Source organism: Achromobacter sp. DH1f, assembly GCF_000633435.1.
Classification (GTDB): Bacteria; Pseudomonadota; Gammaproteobacteria; order Burkholderiales; family Burkholderiaceae_B; genus Achromobacter; species Achromobacter deleyi.
In genome coordinates this window covers 1-17,415 of record NZ_AYMF01000041.1, presented here as the reverse complement: position 1 = coordinate 17,415, position 17,415 = coordinate 1, and the positions used below count along the sequence as shown (strand labels likewise).

The 17,415-nt window shown below is 67.3% G+C and carries 14 protein-coding genes; 9 read left to right on the top strand and 5 right to left on the bottom strand.

Going from position 1 to position 17,415, the window contains the following annotated elements:
• Positions 1–221: 221 nt before the first annotated feature.
• The 4 genes from U858_RS0130770 to U858_RS0130755 all read left to right on the top strand — a co-directional run bounded on the left by U858_RS0130770 (position 222) and on the right by U858_RS0130755 (position 4,411).
• Positions 222–1,022 carry an enoyl-CoA hydratase gene (locus U858_RS0130770; protein WP_025140949.1) on the top strand — a complete coding sequence of 267 codons (801 nt, stop codon included), beginning with the start codon at positions 222–224 and terminating at the stop codon, positions 1,020–1,022.
• Positions 1,019–2,167 carry a CaiB/BaiF CoA-transferase family protein gene (locus U858_RS0130765; protein WP_025140948.1) on the top strand — a complete coding sequence of 383 codons (1,149 nt, stop codon included), beginning with the start codon at positions 1,019–1,021 and terminating at the stop codon, positions 2,165–2,167. Before U858_RS0130770 ends, U858_RS0130765 begins: the two co-directional genes overlap by 4 nt.
• Before the next feature lie 69 nt (positions 2,168–2,236).
• Positions 2,237–3,217 (top strand): LysR family transcriptional regulator, encoded by a 981-nt coding sequence (locus U858_RS0130760; protein WP_025140947.1) that lies wholly within the window; start codon positions 2,237–2,239, stop codon positions 3,215–3,217.
• Positions 3,218–3,427: 210 nt separating this feature from the next.
• On the top strand, positions 3,428–4,411 hold the full coding sequence (locus U858_RS0130755; RefSeq protein WP_025140946.1) for a tripartite tricarboxylate transporter substrate binding protein: 984 nt from the start codon (positions 3,428–3,430) through the stop codon (positions 4,409–4,411).
• A 15-nt stretch (positions 4,412–4,426) separates the two neighbouring features.
• Here U858_RS0130755 and U858_RS0130750 read toward each other — a convergent pair whose 3' ends face one another.
• A complete protein-coding gene (locus U858_RS0130750; protein WP_025140945.1) occupies positions 4,427–4,750 on the bottom strand; it encodes a DNA-binding protein in 324 nt (107 codons plus the stop codon).
• A gap of 117 nt (positions 4,751–4,867) precedes the next feature.
• On the bottom strand, positions 4,868–6,967 hold the full coding sequence (locus U858_RS0130745) for a TonB-dependent siderophore receptor (protein WP_025140944.1): 2,100 nt from the start codon (positions 6,965–6,967) through the stop codon (positions 4,868–4,870).
• Between the two features lie 434 nt (positions 6,968–7,401).
• Between U858_RS0130745 and U858_RS0130740 the strand changes: the two genes are divergently transcribed.
• On the top strand, positions 7,402–8,286 hold the full coding sequence (locus U858_RS0130740) for a crotonase/enoyl-CoA hydratase family protein (RefSeq protein WP_025140943.1): 885 nt from the start codon (positions 7,402–7,404) through the stop codon (positions 8,284–8,286).
• Positions 8,287–8,329: 43 nt separating this feature from the next.
• Here U858_RS0130740 and pdeR read toward each other — a convergent pair whose 3' ends face one another.
• Entirely contained in the window at positions 8,330–10,327 is a 1,998-nt protein-coding gene (gene pdeR / locus U858_RS0130735) for a cyclic di-GMP phosphodiesterase (RefSeq protein ID WP_025140942.1), read from the bottom strand.
• A 365-nt stretch (positions 10,328–10,692) separates the two neighbouring features.
• Positions 10,693–11,688, bottom strand: coding sequence for a tripartite tricarboxylate transporter substrate binding protein (locus tag U858_RS0130730; protein WP_025140941.1), 996 nt, complete (start codon positions 11,686–11,688; stop codon positions 10,693–10,695).
• Positions 11,689–11,910: 222 nt separating this feature from the next.
• Between U858_RS0130730 and U858_RS0130725 the strand changes: the two genes are divergently transcribed.
• Both U858_RS0130725 and U858_RS0130720 read left to right on the top strand, forming a co-directional pair.
• Positions 11,911–13,686 carry an IlvD/Edd family dehydratase gene (locus U858_RS0130725; RefSeq protein ID WP_025140940.1) on the top strand — a complete coding sequence of 592 codons (1,776 nt, stop codon included), beginning with the start codon at positions 11,911–11,913 and terminating at the stop codon, positions 13,684–13,686.
• 20 nt (positions 13,687–13,706) lie between these two features.
• Positions 13,707–14,390 (top strand): GntR family transcriptional regulator, encoded by a 684-nt coding sequence (locus U858_RS0130720; RefSeq protein ID WP_025140939.1) that lies wholly within the window; start codon positions 13,707–13,709, stop codon positions 14,388–14,390.
• Between the two features lie 86 nt (positions 14,391–14,476).
• Here the strand turns inward: U858_RS0130720 and U858_RS0130715 are convergent, their stop codons facing one another.
• Positions 14,477–15,385 carry a LysR family transcriptional regulator gene (locus U858_RS0130715; protein WP_025140938.1) on the bottom strand — a complete coding sequence of 303 codons (909 nt, stop codon included), beginning with the start codon at positions 15,383–15,385 and terminating at the stop codon, positions 14,477–14,479.
• A gap of 136 nt (positions 15,386–15,521) precedes the next feature.
• On the opposite strand from U858_RS0130715, the gene U858_RS0130710 reads away from it, so the two are divergent.
• Positions 15,522–16,484 carry a 3-hydroxyacyl-CoA dehydrogenase family protein gene (locus U858_RS0130710; RefSeq protein ID WP_025140937.1) on the top strand — a complete coding sequence of 321 codons (963 nt, stop codon included), beginning with the start codon at positions 15,522–15,524 and terminating at the stop codon, positions 16,482–16,484.
• The gene (locus U858_RS0130705; RefSeq protein ID WP_025140936.1) at positions 16,481–17,335 is read left to right on the top strand and encodes a 3-keto-5-aminohexanoate cleavage protein; all 855 of its coding nucleotides are present in this window, start codon (positions 16,481–16,483) and stop codon (positions 17,333–17,335) included. Before U858_RS0130710 ends, U858_RS0130705 begins: the two co-directional genes overlap by 4 nt.
• Positions 17,336–17,415: the final 80 nt, after the last annotated feature.

Sequence of the window (17,415 nt, the reverse complement as noted above, 5' to 3'; positions counted from 1 at the left end):
TCTTGTCAGAGCACCCATGTAGACCCTCGTCATGAACAGGCTCGTCGCCCGGGTAGCGGCAAGACTACTCCCGCCGCGGCCGGTTCGCCATTGCCTTGAACCCGCCCCGTCGATTCATTCCACTTCAGACTTATTCCATGAAAATTACTTGTTTGTCGTGATCAACGACCGGGCCTAGGATGGCTGGCAACGCCAACGATTCCACGAAAGAGACACTTGCCATGACCGCCCCCATTCCCGCCTTTGCCCACAGCCTCGTCCAGCGCGACGAGCGCGGCGTGTACACCTTGCAGATCCACGATGCCAAGAGCCTGAACATCCTGGCCACGCCCGTCACCCTGGGCCTGACCGAGGCCGTGCGCTGGATCGCCGCACAGCCCGACGCCCGCGCGCTGGTCATCCGCGGCAGCGGCGACAAGGCTTTTGTCGGCGGCGCCAATATCTATGAAATGGCCGAACTGGACCCGGCCGGTGGCCGCGCCTTCATCACCAACCTGCGCCACCTGTGCGACGCCGTGCGCGACGTGCCGGTGCCCACCATTGCCCGCCTGCCCGGCTTCTGCCTGGGCGCCGGCATGGAACTGGCCGCAGCCTGCGACATCCGCCTGGGGTCGCGCGATGGCGTGTTCGGCATGCCGGAAGTGCACGTCGGCATTCCGTCGGTGATCCACGCCGTGCTGCTGCCCGCCCTGATCGGCCCGGGCGCCACGAACTGGCTGCTGCTGACCGGCGCCACCGTCGACGCCGACCAGGCGCTGCGCTGGGGATTCCTGCAATTCCTGTGCGAACCTGGCGCCGAGGCGCTGGACGCCCTGGTGGAACGCACCGTCGGCCCCATCGCGGCCAGCGGACCGCTGGCCGTGCGCTCGCAAAAGGCGCTGCTGCGCTACTGGGAGACGTCCACGCTTGAAGCCGGTCTGGACCGCAGCGTCGACGCCTTCGGCAACGCCTTCACCACCGACGAGCCGCGCCGTCACATGGCGCCCTTCCTGGCCCGCAAGCGCGCCCCGGAGGCGCAATGACCGCCGCCCCGGCCACCGGCCCGCTGGCCGGCGTGCGGGTGGTGGACATGACCTCGGTCGGCATGGGCCCGTACGCCACGCAGATCCTGGGTGACATGGGGGCCGACGTCATCAAGGTCGAGTCCCCGGAAGGCGACGTGTTCCGGGCCTCGGTACCGGCCGCCTCGCCGGGCATGGGCGCGGTGTACCTGAACCTGAACCGCAACAAGCGCAGCATCACGCTGGACGCCAAGCACCCCGACGACCGCCAGCGCCTGCTGGAATTGGTCGACGGCGCCGACGTGTTCATCTCGAACGTGCGGCCGCGCGCGCTGGCGCGGGCCGGGCTGGACGCCGCCAGCCTGTGCGCCCGCAACCCGCGGCTGATCTACTGTTCGGCGGTAGGCTTTGGCCAGGACGGGCCATATGCCGCGCAGCCCGCCTTCGACGACATCATCCAGGCCATGAGCGGCCTGGCCGACCTGCAAGGCCGCAACAGCGGCGCGCCCGCCTATATCAACACCATCATGGCCGACAAGGTGGCCGGGCTGACCCTGGCCTATGCGATTCCGATGGCGCTGTACGAACGCGAGAAGTCCGGGCGCGGCCAGGCCATCGAGGTGCCCATGTTCGAGACCCTGGTGTCGTTCACGCTGATCGAGCATATGGGCGGACGCACTTTCGACCCGCCGCGCGGCGACATGGGCTACCGCCGGGTCCTGTCGCCCGAACGCCGGCCCTACCGCACCCTGGACGGCCATCTGGCGCTGCTGCCCTATACGGATGCGCAATGGCAGCGCTTCTTTGCGCTGGCCGGGCGCGCCGACCTGGCCACCGACCCGCGCTACGCCAGTCCGCCCGCGCGCGCCCGCCACTTCGATGCGCTGTATGCGGACCTGGCCGCCATCGTGGCCTTGCACACCACCGACGACTGGCTGGCGCGGCTGGCCGATGCCGACATCCCGCATTCCCGGGTCAATACGCCCGACGCCCTGTTCGACGACCCGCACCTGGCCGCCACGGGCTTTTTCCAGCAGGTCGAGCACCCCACCGAGGGCACCCTGACGGCCACGTCCATTCCGGTGCGTTTTTCGCGTACGCCGGGGTCGATTCGCAGCCTGGCGCCACGCCAGGACGCGGATCGGGATATGCTGGGTCGGCAATAGGCTTGCCGGGATGCGACGACACCTGCCGCTCCCGGCCCGCCGCAAGCCTGACCCCTGCCCGCCCCGACCATGAATATCACCTTGAAGCAGTTGCGCGCATTCTGCGCGCTGTATGAATTGCGCAGCTTCACGGCCGCTGCCCGCGCGGCCTTCATCACGCAATCGGCCGTCAGCAAGCTGTGCGCCGAACTGGAAGCCGAGGTCGGCCAGCCGCTGTTCGAGCGATCGACCCGCAGCGTCACGCCGTGCGAAGGCGCGGCCGACTTCTACGCCTATGCCCAGGAAATCCTGGGCACCGTGCGCGCCGCCGAACGCAGCATGTCCGGCATGCGGGCGTTGGAGCGCGGCACGGTGGGCGTGGCCTGCTCGCCGATGATGATGGTGGGCCTGTTGGGCAACGTGATCGCGCGCTACCACCGCAGCCATCCGGGCGTGAAGCTGGACCTGTTCGAACTGAACACCGACGAAACCATCGAACACGTGCGCCACGGCCACGCCGACTTCGGCATCGTCTCCACCGAGATCGCAGGCGACGGCCTGGCCGCCCGGGTGATCTACCGCGACGCGATGCACGCCGTCTGCGCCCCCGACCACCCGCTGGCGCGCAAGAAAAGCGTGCGCTGGGCCGACCTGGCCGCGTATGAACACATCACCCTGCGCAACGTCTACAGCGTGCGCCGCGCCGTGGACCGCATCAGCGGCGAACTGGATCTGCAGTTTCGCTCGGGCATCGAGGCCGGCATGCTGACGTCGGTGCTGAACCTGGTGTGCGCCGGTCTGGGCATCACCGTGGTGCCCGGCTACGTCTGCGCCTTTGCCCGCCAGTTGGGCCTGCGCACCGCGCCCATTGGCGGCGCAGGCCAGCGTGGGCATGCGCTGTGGCTGATCCAGCGCCACAGCGCCCGGCTGCCGCTGGCCGCCAGCGCCTTTCTTGCCAGTCTGGAAGCGACGCTACAGGCCCGCGAGGCCGCGCCGGATCCGACGCGGTTCGATGAGGCGCCAGACGGCGCTTCGGTCAGCCCATCGGTGAGCGCTTCGGACAACGGCTGACCGCGGCCGGCCTTGCCGCCGCGGCATCGCCGCCAGACCCGTCACTTATCGGGATACGGAATAGGTCTATGAAAATTAGTCCCTTGTTGGGATAAGCCGGGCGGCCGCATCATGGCGCAGGCCTGGACGACCCGCAGGCGACCCGACGCGGGCCACCCGCACACGGTTCGACGCACGGCCGGGCCTCAAGAAAAAACACAGGAGACTTTCATGACCCCCATTCCGGACCGCAGCCGCCCGCGCCTGTTTGCCGCCGCCTGCGCCCTGGCCCTGGCCGCCTTCGCCGGCCCCGCCCAGGCCGAAGACGCCTACCCCAGCAAGCCCATCACCATCGTCGTGCCGTTCTCGCCCGGCAGCGCCACCGACACCAGCGCGCGCATCCTGACCGAAAAGCTCGGTCCGCGCCTGGGCGTGCCGATCGTCATCGAGAACAAGCCCGGCGCCTCGGGCACCATCGGCTCGTCGACCGCCGCCCGCGCCGCCGCCGACGGCTACACGCTGATCCTGACCAGCAGCTCGACCCACTCGGCCACGCCGGCCCTGTTTCGCAAGCTGCCCTATGACCCGACGGGCGATTTCATCCACGTCATCCGTATTGCCACCATCCCGATGATGCTGGTGGTGCGCGAAGACTCGCCCTACGACTCGGTGTCCAGGCTGGTGCAGGCCACCCGCGACAAGCCGCTGAACTACGCCTACGGCTCGCCCACCAGCCAGATCGCTGGCGCCACCTTCAACAGCGTGGCCGGCGCCGCCGCCAACGCCGTGCCCTACAAGAGCCAGCCGCCCGCCGTCACCGACCTGCTGGGCGGCCACGTCGACTACCTGTTCGCCGACCTGTCGGTGGTGACGTCGTTCATGCACAGCGGCAAGCTGCGCGGCATTGCCTTCACGGGCCAGGCGCGGTCCAAGGACTTTCCCGCGGTGCCGACGCTGGCCGAGCTGGGCTACAAGAACTTCGACCTGGTGGTATGGGTCGGCGTGGCGGCCCCGAAAGGCACCCCTGCCCCCGTGGTCGAACGCCTGAACCGGGAAATCACGCAGATCCTGCAGGAACCCGACAGCGTGGCGAAATTCGAGACCCTGGGCATGCAGGTCGCCCCCAATACGCTGGCCGAACACCAGGCGTTTGCCCAATCGCAACGCCAGATCTGGACCCAGCGGGCAATCGACGCGAAGATCGAGCCACAGTAAGTCCGGTGCACGGCCTCAGCCCATTCTGACCGGGGCGGGGGCCGCCTGCGCAAGGGGTGCCACGGCCAGCCGCAGCCCCATCGCCCGGAGGATGGCGAGCAGACTGCTCAGGGCGGGATTACCTTTGGGCGACAAGGTGCGATAAAGCTGAGTCGGATTCAGCCGAGCCTGTTCAGCCACCATCTGCATACCGCCGAAAGCCAACGCCATCTGGCGCAGCACGATAAGCAATTCTTCCTGATCTCCATCCGCGAGAATTTGATTGACCAGTTCCAGCGCAAAGGCTGGGTCATCGCGGTACATCTCGGCCATCGCCTCTTCATTGGCCCTGCTTCGCATCATTCGTTCTCCATCACTGTGCCATGTTCGTTCATCGGCAAAGCCTGAACAAGCCGGAAAACGTCCCATAAAAAACGGGCGCCGAAGCGCCCGTCCGTCTTGCCGGAACCGCCCCGATCAGAAGCGATACTGCGCCGTCGCCACCACCGTGCGCGGTTCGCCGACCAGGATCTGGCCGGCGCTGGTGGCCGAGGCGTAATAGCCCTTGTCGGTGATGTTGCGCATGGCCAGGCGCCAGTCCCAGCGGCCGGTGCGGTAGCCGACCAGCGCGTCCCAGGTGGCGTAGCCGGGCAGCACGGCCGAGTTGGCGTTGTCGGCGTAGCGCTGGCCGACGAAGGTCAGGCCGGTTTCGCCGTACAGGCCTTCGGCCGGCTTGTAGGTCAGGAACACGCTGCCGTTGCGCCGCGCCACATTGCTGACGCGGTTGCCGGCCAGGCCGTTGTTGTCTTCGACGATGGATGCGTTCTGCAGGCCGATGCCGCCGCGCAGGTACCAGTTGCCCGTCAGGCGCCCGGCCGCCGTCAGCTCGATGCCGCGCGAACGTTGCAGGCCGGTCAGCAGCACGATGCTCGGGTCCACCGGATCGGTGGTGCGGCGGTTGTAGAGCTCCAGCTGATACAGGGCCAGCGTGGTGCTCAGCTGGCCGTCCAGCCAGTCGCTCTTGACGCCGACTTCGTACTGCCGCGTGTGTTCCGGGTCCAGGTCGTTGGTGTTGCCGCGTGCGTTCGGCGTGATGCCAATGGTGCCGCCGCCCGTGGGCGAGAACGTCTTGCTGTACGAGGCGTAGAAGGAATGGTCGCGTACCGGCGTCCACACCACCCCGGCGCGCGGGCTCAGGCCGTGGCTGTCGCGGTTGGCCGAGGCGTCCAGCAGGCGGTTGGTGGAATCGATGCTGAAGCGGTCCATGCGCAGGCCCAGCAGCACTTGCCAGGCGTCGTCCAGCTTGATCTGGTCCTGCACGTAGTAGCCCTGGCTCTTGACCTTATGGCGCGCGTCGCTGTTGATCGCCATGGCGCCATTGTGCTGCTGCGACAAGTCGGGGTCGTACAGGTCCAGCGACGGCACGGCCTGCGCGCCGGGGCCGCGGGTGGCGGTGGTGTAGAGCTTGGGAGAACGGTCCTGGTTGGCCAGTTCTACGCCGAACAGCACACGGTGTTCGATGCTGCCAGTATGGAACAGGCCTTCGGTTTCCAGGTTGTTGGTCAGGTTGCGGGTGGACAGGTCCTGCTGCCAGCGGGTGCGCGCGACCTTGCGGGTGGCGGCGTTGTAGCCCGTCAGGTAGGTGTTGTCGAACTCGCTGTCCAGCGCGAACACGGCCAGCGTGTAGCGCAGTTGCCAGCCCGGGGCCAGCGCGTAGGACAGACGCGAACGGAACGATTGTGCGCGGTCGTCGATGTAGTCGCGGTCGGGGTTGCCGTAGACGGTGCTGCGGCCCACGTCGGCGGGGCGGCCGTTGACGCTGGGAATGCCGCGGTCGGGGGTGCGGTCGTAGCGGCTGTATTCGTACTGCACCAGCCAGTCCAGGTCAGGCGTGATGCGCCAGTTCAGCGACGGCGCGACCAGTTGGCGGGTGCCGCCGATCTTGTGGCGAAAGCTGTTGGTCTCTTCCTGGCCGATGTTCAGGCGCACGCTGACGTGATCGGTGGGGTCGGCGCTCAGGTCGCCGTAGACGCTGCGCAGGTCCCAGCTGCCGGCCTGGGCTTCGAAGGTGGATTCGCGGCCCGGCTGCGGCGCCTTGCTGACGCGGTTGACGATGCCGCCCTGGCTGCCGCGGCCGTACAGCACCGCCGCCGGGCCCTTCAGCACGTCGATCCGCTCGATGTTGTGGAGGTCGCGCACGTACTGGCTGTCGTCGCGGATGCCGTCCAGGTAGAAGTCGTTGCTGGCGTCAAAGCCGCGGATGCGCAGCGAGTCAAAGCGCGTGTCCTGTGCGTTGGTGACGTTGGGTATGCCGGCCAGGGCGTCGCCGAGCGTGCGGATGCCGTAGTTCTGCAGGTTCTCGACCTTGACGCTGTCGATGGCCTGCGGCACGTAGCGGGCCGGGGTCTGGGTGCGGGTGGCGGTGGACGTTTCGGGCAGGCGGGGGTCGTCGGCATTGGCGCCCTCGACACTGATGGGCGCCAGCTGCGCCGGCTCGGCGGCAAGGGCAGAAAAGGGGAATGGCAAGGCAAACGCGGCGCCCAGGATCAGGGCGCGCGGGACAGGAAACGAAGACATCGCGAGCAGTGTGTAGGTTTTATCGAGCCGCGATAATATCGAGAATGAATCTTATTAGTAAATGAGATTATTCGCATTTAACGGGATTCCCTGATTTCTGTTGCAGCGTCACAACGAGGCCTCGTGCGCACCGCCCCAGCACGCCACGACAAGCGTCTGCCCCCTCCTTTTGCATGAGGCCACGGCCCCGCATCGCGGCAACGCCGATCCTCGCGAATTCGCGACAGTCCTCATCCGCATTGACGAGGCGCACGTCATCCACGTGCATGACCGGGCGCCGCCGATGCAAAGTTTTCCCAACAATCACTCGGATGTTTGCACTACAGAGAACTCTGGCCGGCCGAACGAGGTTTGCATGAGAGGGACTGGGCGCCAGCTGGTTTAGGCTGGCCCCGCAGTACTCCGACTCACCTTGATCGATTGGACGAAAGCTAATGAATCAACTCATTCATCCGGATTGCCATCCCTTCACCGCCGCAGGCACTCTGAAGCAAGTCTCCGCGTTCTACGAAGAAGGACGACGCGTCATGTGGATGATGCTGCGCGCCCAGCCGCGCCCCTGCTTTAACCATGAACTGATCGACGAAATCATGACCCTGGCGCGCGCCGCCAAGGATTCGGGCCTGCCCATCGACTTCTGGGTCACCGGTTCGCTGGTGCCGCAGATCTACAACGTGGGCGGCGACCTGAACTTCTTTGCCGAAGCCATCCGCACGGGCAAGCGCGAAGCGCTGCGCGCCTATGCGCGCGCTTGCGTGGATTGCGTGCACGCGGCCACGCGCGGCTTTGACACCGGCGCCGTGTCGCTGGCCATGATCGAAGGCACGGCCCTGGGCGGCGGCTTCGAGGCGGCCCTGGCCCACCACTTCGTGCTGGCGCAGAACAACGCCCGCATGGGCTTTCCTGAAATGGCGTTCAACCTGTTCCCGGGCATGGGCGGCTATTCGCTGGTGGCGCGGCGCTCGGGCATGAAGCTGGCCGAGGAACTGATCGGTTCGGGCGAATCGCACACCGCCGAATGGTTCCAGGCCCGCGGCCTGGTGGACGTGGTGTTCGAGCCGGGCGACGCCTACAAGGCCACCCGCACCTTCATCGACGTGATGCGGCCCAAGCTCAACGGCATGCGCGCCATGCTGCGGGCGCGCCAGCGCGTGTTGCAGCTGACGCGGTCAGAGCTGATGGACATTACCGAAGACTGGGTGGACGCCGCCTTCATGATCGACCCGAAGGATCGGGCCTACATGGAACGGCTGGTGATGGCGCAGAACCGGCGCTCGTCCGGCGGCGCCGAGACGACGCTGGACGCGACGATGCATTGAAAGGGGCAGGCCGCGGCGGGCCTGCCCGCCGCCACGCACGGCGTCAGGCGATCAGGTGCAGCCGGCGCCGCTGCGCCAGCCAGGCGGTGAATTCCGCCGCCGGCATCGGCTTGGCGTACAGGTAGCCCTGCTTGGCATCGACGCCCAGCGTGTCCAGGAAGGCGGTTTCTTCCTGGGTTTCCACGCCTTCGGCGATCACCTTCAGTTCCAGCGTGCGGGCCACGGCCACGATGGCCCGCGCCAGCGCTTGCGACACCGGGTTCTCGTTCACGCCGCGCACGAAGCTGGCGTCCAGCTTGATCGCGTCCAGCGGAATGCGCGCCAGCTGCGACAGCGACGAATAGCCGGTGCCGAAGTCATCCAGGTGCACCCGCGCGCCCAGTTGGCGGAACTGCTTCATGAGCTCGATCGCGGCGACTTCGTCTTCGATCAGGCAGCTTTCGGTCAGTTCGATGTCCAGCAGGCAGGGATCCAGCCCGGCATCGCTGACCGCCCGCATGAATTCGCTGACCACGCCCTTGTCATCCAGTTGGCGCGCCGACATGTTGACGGCCACGCGCAGGTTCAGGCCGTCGCGCTTCCAGGCGGCGGCCTGGCGCGCGGCCTCGCGCATCACCCAGACGCCCAATTGCGAGATCAGGCCGGATTCCTCGGCATAGGGGATGAAGACGCTGGGGCAGATCATGCCGCGCTCGGGCGAGCGCCAGCGCAGCAGGGCTTCGACGCTGTCGACGTCGCCGCCGCGGCCGGCCAGCTTGGGCTGGTAATACAGCATCAGGTGGCCTTCAGCCAACGCCTTGCGCAGGTTGGTGTCCAGCCAGACGTAGTCGGCGTTGCGGCGGTCCATATCGGGCTGGAACACGCGGTACGTGTGGCGGCCGGCCTCTTTGGCCACGTACATGGCGATATCGGCGCTGCGCACCACGCTGTCCAGGTCTTCGCCGTGCTGCGGGTACATGGCGATGCCGATCGAGCAGCTGGTGTAGACCTCGATCAGTTCCTGGCGGAACGGTTCGCGCAGGCGCTCGATGATGCGCTCGGCGGTGGCTTCCAGTTGCCAGGCCTGCGCGCCTTCCTGCAGCACGATGAATTCGTCGCCGCCCAGCCGCGCCAGCGTCTGGCCCGGCGACAGGCAGCTGGAAATGGCCACTGCCACCGACTTGAGCAGGCGGTCGCCAAAGCCGTGGCCGTAGTGGTCGTTGATGCGCTTGAAATTGTCCAGGTCCAGGAACAGCACGCCGCCGCTGGCGCCCTCGCCTTCGGCCAGCGCCGCCTGCAACCGCGCCGTGATGGCGTGGCGGTTGGGCAGGTTGGTCAGCATGTCGGTGTTGGCCAGCACCCGCAGGCGCTCCTGCGCCTGGCGTTCTTCGGTGATGTCGGTGCCCGAGCAGATCAGGTAGACGCGCTTTTCGCCGCTGCCGCTGGTGACGAACTTGTTGCGGAACAGGAACAGGCGCGGGCCCTTGACCGTGTTGATCAGCCGTTCGACCTCGTACGACTGGCCACGCTTGTAGAACTCGGCGATGTTGCGGCGCGAGGCCGCGGCCTCTTCGCGCGTCATGAACATGTCGAACACGCTGCGCCCGACGATGTCCTGTTCGCGCTTGCCGGTGTATTCCTCGCTGACCTTGTTGAAGCGCTGCACGCGGCCGTGCTGGTCGACGATGACGATGACCGAATTGGCTTCGGACACCACGGTTTCGGCGAACGACAGGCCTTCGACCAGGTCGCGCGCGACAGAATCGGTATCGGTATGGGCCGACGCAGTGCCGGCCCATTCGGTGGGGTTGATCTTGCGGCCGACCAGGTGCAGGCGTACCGGCTCGCCATACAGCGAGATGTCGATACGCAGGCTTGAGGTGATGCCGGTCAGGGCGCGAATGGCTTGCGCCTGCTCGGGCTGCAGCGCCATGGCAATGTTGGTGGCGCCCTTGACGGCGGATAGTTCGATCGCATCGCTGTCGGCCGCCAGCCTCCAATACGGGCTAGGCGTACCGAAATGCAGGTACAGGATCGACTTTTCGTCCTGAGTCTCAGTCATTGGAGTCCCCCGCCGTCCTAGGAAGGCTGCAAAGAACATTACGGTGTAGTCAGTTTGGGGTCAACCACCCGGCGGACGGGCGCCGATGCTGTATTGCGGAATATTTCAACATAGTCGGCGAGTGTGCGTGCCTGCCCGTCATCGGCGCTATGAATGATTCCTCAATCTATCCCAATCTTCATGTCCGTTGCGTGCTGCACCGCAATGCACGCAAACAATAACGCCGAAAATTTGTGACTATTTTTGGCATGTGGCGCAAAAGCGGCAGCCGGCAGACGCAACAATGCGGCCCGCCGGATACCGGGGGGCCGCAGGCGGGCGGCCGCGTCTGCGTGCCGCCCCTTTTTTTGATGAAACCTGCCGGTTTATTCCGGCTTGACGCCGGCTTCGTCGATGACCTTGGTCCAGCGGGCCAGTTCGGCCGACACGCGGGCGCGGGCATCGGCCGGGCTGGTCCATTCGGCGATGGCGCCCTGGTTCAGCAGCGACGCCTTGACCGTGGGCTTGGCCAGGATCTTCTTCAACTCGCCGTTCAGGCGTTCGATGACCGGTGCCGGAGTATTGGCGGGCGCGACGATGCCGAACATGGAGCTGACTTCGAAGTCCTTCAGGCCGGCCTCGGCCGCGGTGGGCACATCGGGCAAGGCTTCGACGCGCTGCGGCGATGTCACCGCCAGCGCGCGCAGCTTGCCGGCCTTGATGCTGGCCTGCGAAGCCGGCACGGTTTCGATCATGCTCAGCACCTGGCCGCCCATCAGGTCGGTCATGGCCGGGCCGCTGCCCTTGTAGGGCACGTGCAGGATGTCCACGCCAGCGGCGCGCTTGAACATTTCACCGGCCAGGTGCTGCGGCGAACCGTTGCCGGCCGAGGCCATGGTGACGTAGCCCGGGCGCGACTTGGCCAGCGCAATCAGCTGCTGCAGGTTGTTGGCCTGCACCGTCGGGTTGACCACGAACACCAGCGGCACCGTGCCCACGATGGATACCGGCGCGAAGCTCTTTTCCACGTCGTACGTGACTCGGCCGCGGTACAGCGCGGCGTTGATGGCATGGCTGGTCAGCGCGCCCATCAGCAGCGTGTAGCCGTCGGGTTGCGCCTTGGCCACCTGGTCGGCGCCGATGTTGCCGGCCGCGCCCGCGCGGTTTTCCACGATCACCGACTGGCCCAGCGCGCCGGTCAGTTCCTGCGCCAGCACGCGGCCGATCACGTCGGTGGCGCCTCCGGGCGGGTACGGCACGATCAGGCGGATGGGCTTGTCGGGGTACGCATCGGCAGCCATCGCCGGGGTCGCGGCGCCGGCGCAGACGGCCAGCAGGGAAAGCAGCAAGGCGCGGCGAGGCCGCAGGCGCAGGTCGGACATGGGTAGGTCTCCTGCCGGGATGAGTATAGGAATGAAACGGACGCCCGGCTCGTCAACCGCGCCAGTGTAGGAGCCGAAACTTGATAGATGAATCAGAATTTTTCTATCGACTGATCGTTTATTTTGATCAATAAAAAAACCTGCTGAAACCGCTTGCGGCGACTTTCAAAGGCTGGATATGATCATGCCCCTGAATTATCAATAATATTATCGGGAACAAAAATGACGGACGACACCCAGGGCGGCAAGCCCGCCAAAGGCCCCTTCGACAGCGACGGCGCGCAGTCGCGCGGCGTGGCGCGCGGGCTGACCAACTACGGCGACATCGGTTTTTCCCTGTTCCTGCGCAAGGCCTTCATCAAGGGCGCCGGCCTGTCCGACGACGCGCTGTCGCGCCCCATCATCGGCATCGTCAACACCGGCAGCAGCTACAACCCCTGCCACGGCAACGCGCCGCAGCTGATCGAAGCGGTCAAGCGCGGCGTGATGCTGGCCGGCGGCCTGCCGATGGACTTCCCCACCATCTCGGTGCACGAGAGCTTCTCGCAGCCCACCAGCATGTACCTGCGCAACCTCATGTCCATGGACACCGAGGAAATGATCCGCGCCCAGCCCATGGATGCCGTGGTGCTGATCGGCGGCTGCGACAAGACCGTGCCGGCGCAGCTGATGGGCGCCGCGTCGGCTGGCGTGCCGGCGATCCAGCTGGTGACCGGGTCCATGCTGACCGGCTCGCATCGCGGTGAACGCGTGGGCGCCTGCACCGACTGCCGCCGCTACTGGGGCCGCTACCGCGCCGAAGAGATCGATGCGCCCGAGATCGCCGACGTCAACAACCAGTTGGTGGCCAGCGTGGGCACCTGTTCGGTCATGGGCACGGCCAGCACCATGGCCTGCATCACCGAAGCGCTGGGCATGATGGTGGCGGGCGGCGCATCGGCCCCCGCCGTCACGGCCGACCGGGTCCGCGTGGCCGAGCGCACCGGCGCGACCGCCGTCACCATGGCCGCTTCGCGCCTGACGCCCGACCAGATCCTGACCGGCAAGTCCATCGAAAACGCGCTGCGCGTGCTGCTGGCCATCGGCGGCTCGACCAACGGCATCGTGCACCTGACGGCCATTGCAGGCCGCCTGGGCATCGACATCGACCTGGCAGGCCTGGACCGCATCAGCCGCGAGACCCCGGTGCTGGTGGACCTGAAGCCCTCGGGCCAGCACTACATGGAAGACTTCCACCATGCCGGCGGCATGCCCGCCCTGCTGCGCGAGCTGCGCCCCTTCCTGCACCTGGACGCCCTGACGGTATCGGGCCGCACCCTGGGCGAGGAACTGGACGACGCCCCCGCCCCTTTCAAGCAGGACGTGATCCGCAGCGCCGCCGACCCGATCTACCCCGTGGGCGGCCTGGCCGTGCTGCGCGGCAACCTGGCCCCGGGCGGCGCCATCATCAAGCAGTCGGCCGCCAACCCCAAGCTGATGGAACACGAAGGCCGCGCGGTGGTGTTCGAAGACGCCGAAGACATGGCCCGCCGCATCGACGACGAGGCGCTGGACGTGACTGCCGACGACGTGCTGGTGCTCAAGCGCATCGGCCCCACCGGCGCGCCGGGCATGCCCGAAGCCGGCTACATGCCGATTCCCAAGAAGCTGGCGCGCGCCGGGGTCAAGGACATGGTGCGCATTTCCGACGGCCGCATGAGCGGCACGGCGGCCGGCACCATCGTGCTGCATGTCACGCCCGAGGCCGCGATTGGCGGACCGCTGGCCTACGTGCAAAATGGCGACCGTATCCGCCTGTCGGTGGCGCGGCGAGAAATCGCGCTGCTGGTGGACGACGCCGAGCTGGCCCGCCGCATGGCGGCCCGCCCGGTCGAACGCCCCACCGCCGACCGCGGCTACCGCAAGCTGTTCCTGCAGACCGTCACGCAGGCCGACCAGGGCGTCGATTTCGACTTCCTGCGCGCCGGGGTCACGCGGGATACGGTGCCCAAGAAATAACCCTGCCCCTGCCCTGCACCATGAACGCCATCACCCCCGACGCCCTGCAACCGCAAGCGCCCGACGCCGTCTCGCAAGCGGTGGCGGCGCTGGAAGAAGACATCGTCTTCGGCCGGCTGCATCCACGCGAACGGCTGACCGAAGACGAGCTGATGGCGCGCTTCGGCATGAAGCGCCACGCGGTGCGCCAGGTGCTGGTCGACCTGGAGCTGCTGGGGGTGGTGGAACGCAAGCGCAACGTGGGCGCGGTGGTGCGGGCGTTTTCGGTGAACGAGGTGATGGAACTGTACGCGCTGCGCGAGGTGCTTGAAGTGCATGCCGCCAGCCTCATGCCGCTGCCCGTGCCCCCGGCGCGGCTGGCGGCGCTGACCGCAGTGCAGCGCGAACACGACGCGGCGGTGGCCGATGGCGACGCGCGTCGCGTGTTTCGCAGCAACCAGCGCTTTCATCGCGAATTCTTCGGCCTGCTGGACAACGCCGTGCTGGGCCAGGCCATCGAGGAATACGCGCGCCGCACCCACCCGATCCGCTTCGGCTCGCTGGCCGCGGCCAATTACCGCGAACGCGCACGCCAGGAACACTGGGCCATGATCCATGCGCTGCGCGATGGTGATCGCGACACGCTGATGGCGGTGTGCCGGGACCATCTGCTGCCCTCGCGTGACGCCTATCTGGCGTCGGAACAGGCCCGGCGCGGGACCTGAGCCGCGAGAGGTGCCGCGCCTGGGGGGCCCTCTTGCCTTGGCACCCCGCACTGCCCGCGGATCCCCCAGCGGTTTCCCGCCCGCCGTCAGCGCGCCGGGTCCGCCAGATATTCCCTCAGCGTCGCCACCAGCGCGGCCGCCGCCGGCGGCAGGCTGCGGTTGCGCGCCGTGACCAGGCCGATCGACCGCTCGGCCACCGGCCCGATCAGCGGCCGCTGCACGATGCCGTTCTGCGCCACCGCCCCCGCAGCGATCTCGGGCAGCGCCGCCACGCCAAAGCCGCATTCCACCATCGCGACGATGGTGGTCAGGTGCTCGGCCTCGAAGGCCGGCGTGAAGCGGATGCGGTTCTGCAGAAAGGCCCATTCGGTGTACTGGCGCACGCTGCTGGGATGCACCATGGACACGTGCGCGGCAGACGCCGTGTCGGCCCAGCGCAAAGGCCCGCGCGACTTGGCCAGCGGGTGCGCCTGGGGGATCAGCAGGATGAAGCTGTCGGACATGAGCGGCACGTAGTGCAGGTCGGCGTGCTGCGGGTCGGCGGCGGTCAGGGCAAAGTCCACCTCGCCGGCCCGTACCAGGTCGAAGGCGGGGCCGGACAGCGTATCGCGTACTTTCAGCGCGACCTGCGGGTGGGCCTGGCGGTAGGCCATCAGCACGCGCGGCAACAGCCGTGCGGCCAGCGACGGCAGCGCGGCGACCGACACCTGGCCGTGCTCGGCGCTGGCGATGCCGCTGACGGCGGCGATGGCATCACGAAACGCCACCTGCAATGCCGCGGCCTGCTGCATGAAGACTTCGCCCGCGGCCGTCAGCCGCACGGTGCGCGTGGTGCGGTCGAACAGCTTCACGCCCAGCGCTTCCTCGATGCGCTGGACCTGGGTGGACAGGGCCGACTGCGACAGGTGCAACTGCGCGGCCGCCTGGCGAAAGTTGAGCGTGCGCCCGAGCACCAGGGTGGTGTCGATATCGCGCATCGAAAGATTGATCTGCATGCTGTCGGCGGTCTCGATTATTGATCTGATTTGTCGATCATTCTATCCAAAAAATCTGATTCATCAATCAAACAAGCTTCTCTACACTCGGCGCCCAATACTGATGCAGCAGCGGTTTCAGAATAAGGAGCAAACCATGCAGACGGACGCGAAGGCCCTGCCCAATCCGGGCGCGGCGCATGCGGTAGTGGTGGGCGGCGGCACGATGGGCGCCGACGTGGCGGTGGTGCTGACGCGCGCCGCCTGCCGCACGACAGTGATCGAGCCGGACGCCGCGCGCGCCGCCGCGCTGCCCGCCCGCGTGGCGGAAAACCTCAAGACCATTGGCCGCGAGGCCAACGCGCCGCTGCTGGGCACGGCGCCCAGCCTGGACGCGGTGGACTGGGCCAGTGTGGACCTGGTGATCGAGTGCGTGCCGGAACGGCTGGACATCAAGCAGGCGCTGTTCGCCGACCTGGTGCAGCGCGCGCGGCCGGATGCGGTGCTGGCCAGCAACAGTTCCAGTTTCCCGATCAGCGCGATCAGCCAGGGGTTGACGACGCGGGAACGCATGCTGGGCTTGCACTTTTTCATGCCGGCGCACCTGGTGCCGCTGGTGGAAGTGGTGATGGGCAAGGCCAGCGACGAGGCCCGTGCGGATGCACTGATCGCATTCATGCGCCGCTGCGGCAGCGTGCCGGTGAAGGTGCGCCAGGACCTGCCGGGTTTCCTGGCCAACCGCCTGCAGCATGCGCTGTCGCGCGAGGCGTTCAATCTGATCGACCGCGGTATTGCGTCGCCGGAAGACGTGGACGCGGCGGTGCGTTTCGGTTTTGGCTTCCGTTTCCTGGCGGCCGGCCCGGTGATGCAGCGCGACCACGCGGGCATCGATGTGCACGCGGCGGCGGGCGCGACGATGTATCCGACGTTCTGCAACGATGACCATCCGGCGCAATGCCTGGCGGAACGCGCGGCGGACGGACGCTACGGGATGAAAGCCGGTGAAGGGTTCTATACCTGGACGCCGGAAACGATCGCGGCCGAACGCGCGCGCTACGACCGGCTGCTGCGTGCGGGGCTGGACCTGATTGCGCCGGAACTGCCGGAGATCCAGCCATGAGCGCGGCTACGTTTGCCCGCGCGGCGCTGGCCGAGTCGCCGGTGATCGTGACGGTGGCGCCGAACGGGGCGTACAAGAAGGCGGCGGACCATCCGGCGGTGCCGATGACGCCGGACGCGCTGGCGTTGGAGGCGCGCGCCTGCCTGGACGCAGGCGCGGCGATGATGCACATGCACGTGCGCAAGCCGGACGGCAGCCATCTGCTGGACGCGCACGCGTACCGCGAGGCGCTGGCGGCGGTGGACCGCGCCGTGGGCCGCGAGCTGCTGGTGCAGGTGACGAGCGAGGCGGCGGGGGTGTACAAGGCGGCGGAGCAGATCGCATTGGTACGCGAGTTGCAGCCGGAAGCGGTGTCGATGGGATTGCGGGAGATCGCGGTGCCGGAGATCCCTGAGGCGGAGCTGGCGGCTTTCCTGGCGTGGGTGGCAGAGCGCCGGATCATGGCGCAGATCATTCTGTACGACGAAGGGGATGTGCGGCGCTGGCTGTCGCTGCGGGCGCGGGGGCTGGTGCCGCCGGGGGCCTGGTCGGTGCTGTTCGTGCTGGGGCGCTATAGCGTGGGGCAGACGTCATCGGCTTACGATCTGCTGCCGTTTCTGGCGGCTTACGACCATACGCTGCCTTGGGCGGTTTGTGCGTTCGGGGCTGAGGAGAATGCTTGCGTGACGACGGCGGCGGCGTTTGGGGGGCATATGCGGGTGGGGTTCGAGAATAATCTGAAGTTGCGGGATGGGTCGGTGGCGGGGGGGAATGCCGATCTGGTTCGGCAGGCGGTTGAAGGGGCGCTTGCGTTGGGGCGGCCTGTGGCGGATGCGGCGCAGGCTCGGGCCATTTATGGGGCGGTTGCTTAGGCCGCTGTTGGTTTTTGGTTGCTTGCCTGGGGCTGTGTTCTTGGGCCGCCTGGGGCGTCGGCGGCCTGCCGAGCGCGGCC

Excerpts from the sequence above, each read along its gene's own strand:
- U858_RS0130765 (WP_025140948.1), top strand. The coding sequence starts at position 1,019 with ATGACCGCCGCCCCGGCCACCGGCCCGCTGGCCGGCGTGCGGGTGGTG.
- U858_RS0130730 (WP_025140941.1), bottom strand. The coding sequence starts at position 11,688 with ATGTCCGACCTGCGCCTGCGGCCTCGCCGCGCCTTGCTGCTTTCCCTG.
- U858_RS0130770 (WP_025140949.1), top strand. The coding sequence starts at position 222 with ATGACCGCCCCCATTCCCGCCTTTGCCCACAGCCTCGTCCAGCGCGAC.
- pdeR (WP_025140942.1), bottom strand. The coding sequence starts at position 10,327 with ATGACTGAGACTCAGGACGAAAAGTCGATCCTGTACCTGCATTTCGGT.
- U858_RS0130725 (WP_025140940.1), top strand. The coding sequence starts at position 11,911 with ATGACGGACGACACCCAGGGCGGCAAGCCCGCCAAAGGCCCCTTCGAC.
- U858_RS0130715 (WP_025140938.1), bottom strand. The coding sequence starts at position 15,385 with ATGCAGATCAATCTTTCGATGCGCGATATCGACACCACCCTGGTGCTC.
- U858_RS0130755 (WP_025140946.1), top strand. The coding sequence starts at position 3,428 with ATGACCCCCATTCCGGACCGCAGCCGCCCGCGCCTGTTTGCCGCCGCC.
- U858_RS0130705 (WP_025140936.1), top strand. The coding sequence starts at position 16,481 with ATGAGCGCGGCTACGTTTGCCCGCGCGGCGCTGGCCGAGTCGCCGGTG.
- U858_RS0130740 (WP_025140943.1), top strand. The coding sequence starts at position 7,402 with ATGAATCAACTCATTCATCCGGATTGCCATCCCTTCACCGCCGCAGGC.
- U858_RS0130710 (WP_025140937.1), top strand. The coding sequence starts at position 15,522 with ATGCAGACGGACGCGAAGGCCCTGCCCAATCCGGGCGCGGCGCATGCG.
- U858_RS0130750 (WP_025140945.1), bottom strand. The coding sequence starts at position 4,750 with ATGCGAAGCAGGGCCAATGAAGAGGCGATGGCCGAGATGTACCGCGAT.
- U858_RS0130745 (WP_025140944.1), bottom strand. The coding sequence starts at position 6,967 with ATGTCTTCGTTTCCTGTCCCGCGCGCCCTGATCCTGGGCGCCGCGTTT.
- U858_RS0130720 (WP_025140939.1), top strand. The coding sequence starts at position 13,707 with ATGAACGCCATCACCCCCGACGCCCTGCAACCGCAAGCGCCCGACGCC.
- U858_RS0130760 (WP_025140947.1), top strand. The coding sequence starts at position 2,237 with ATGAATATCACCTTGAAGCAGTTGCGCGCATTCTGCGCGCTGTATGAA.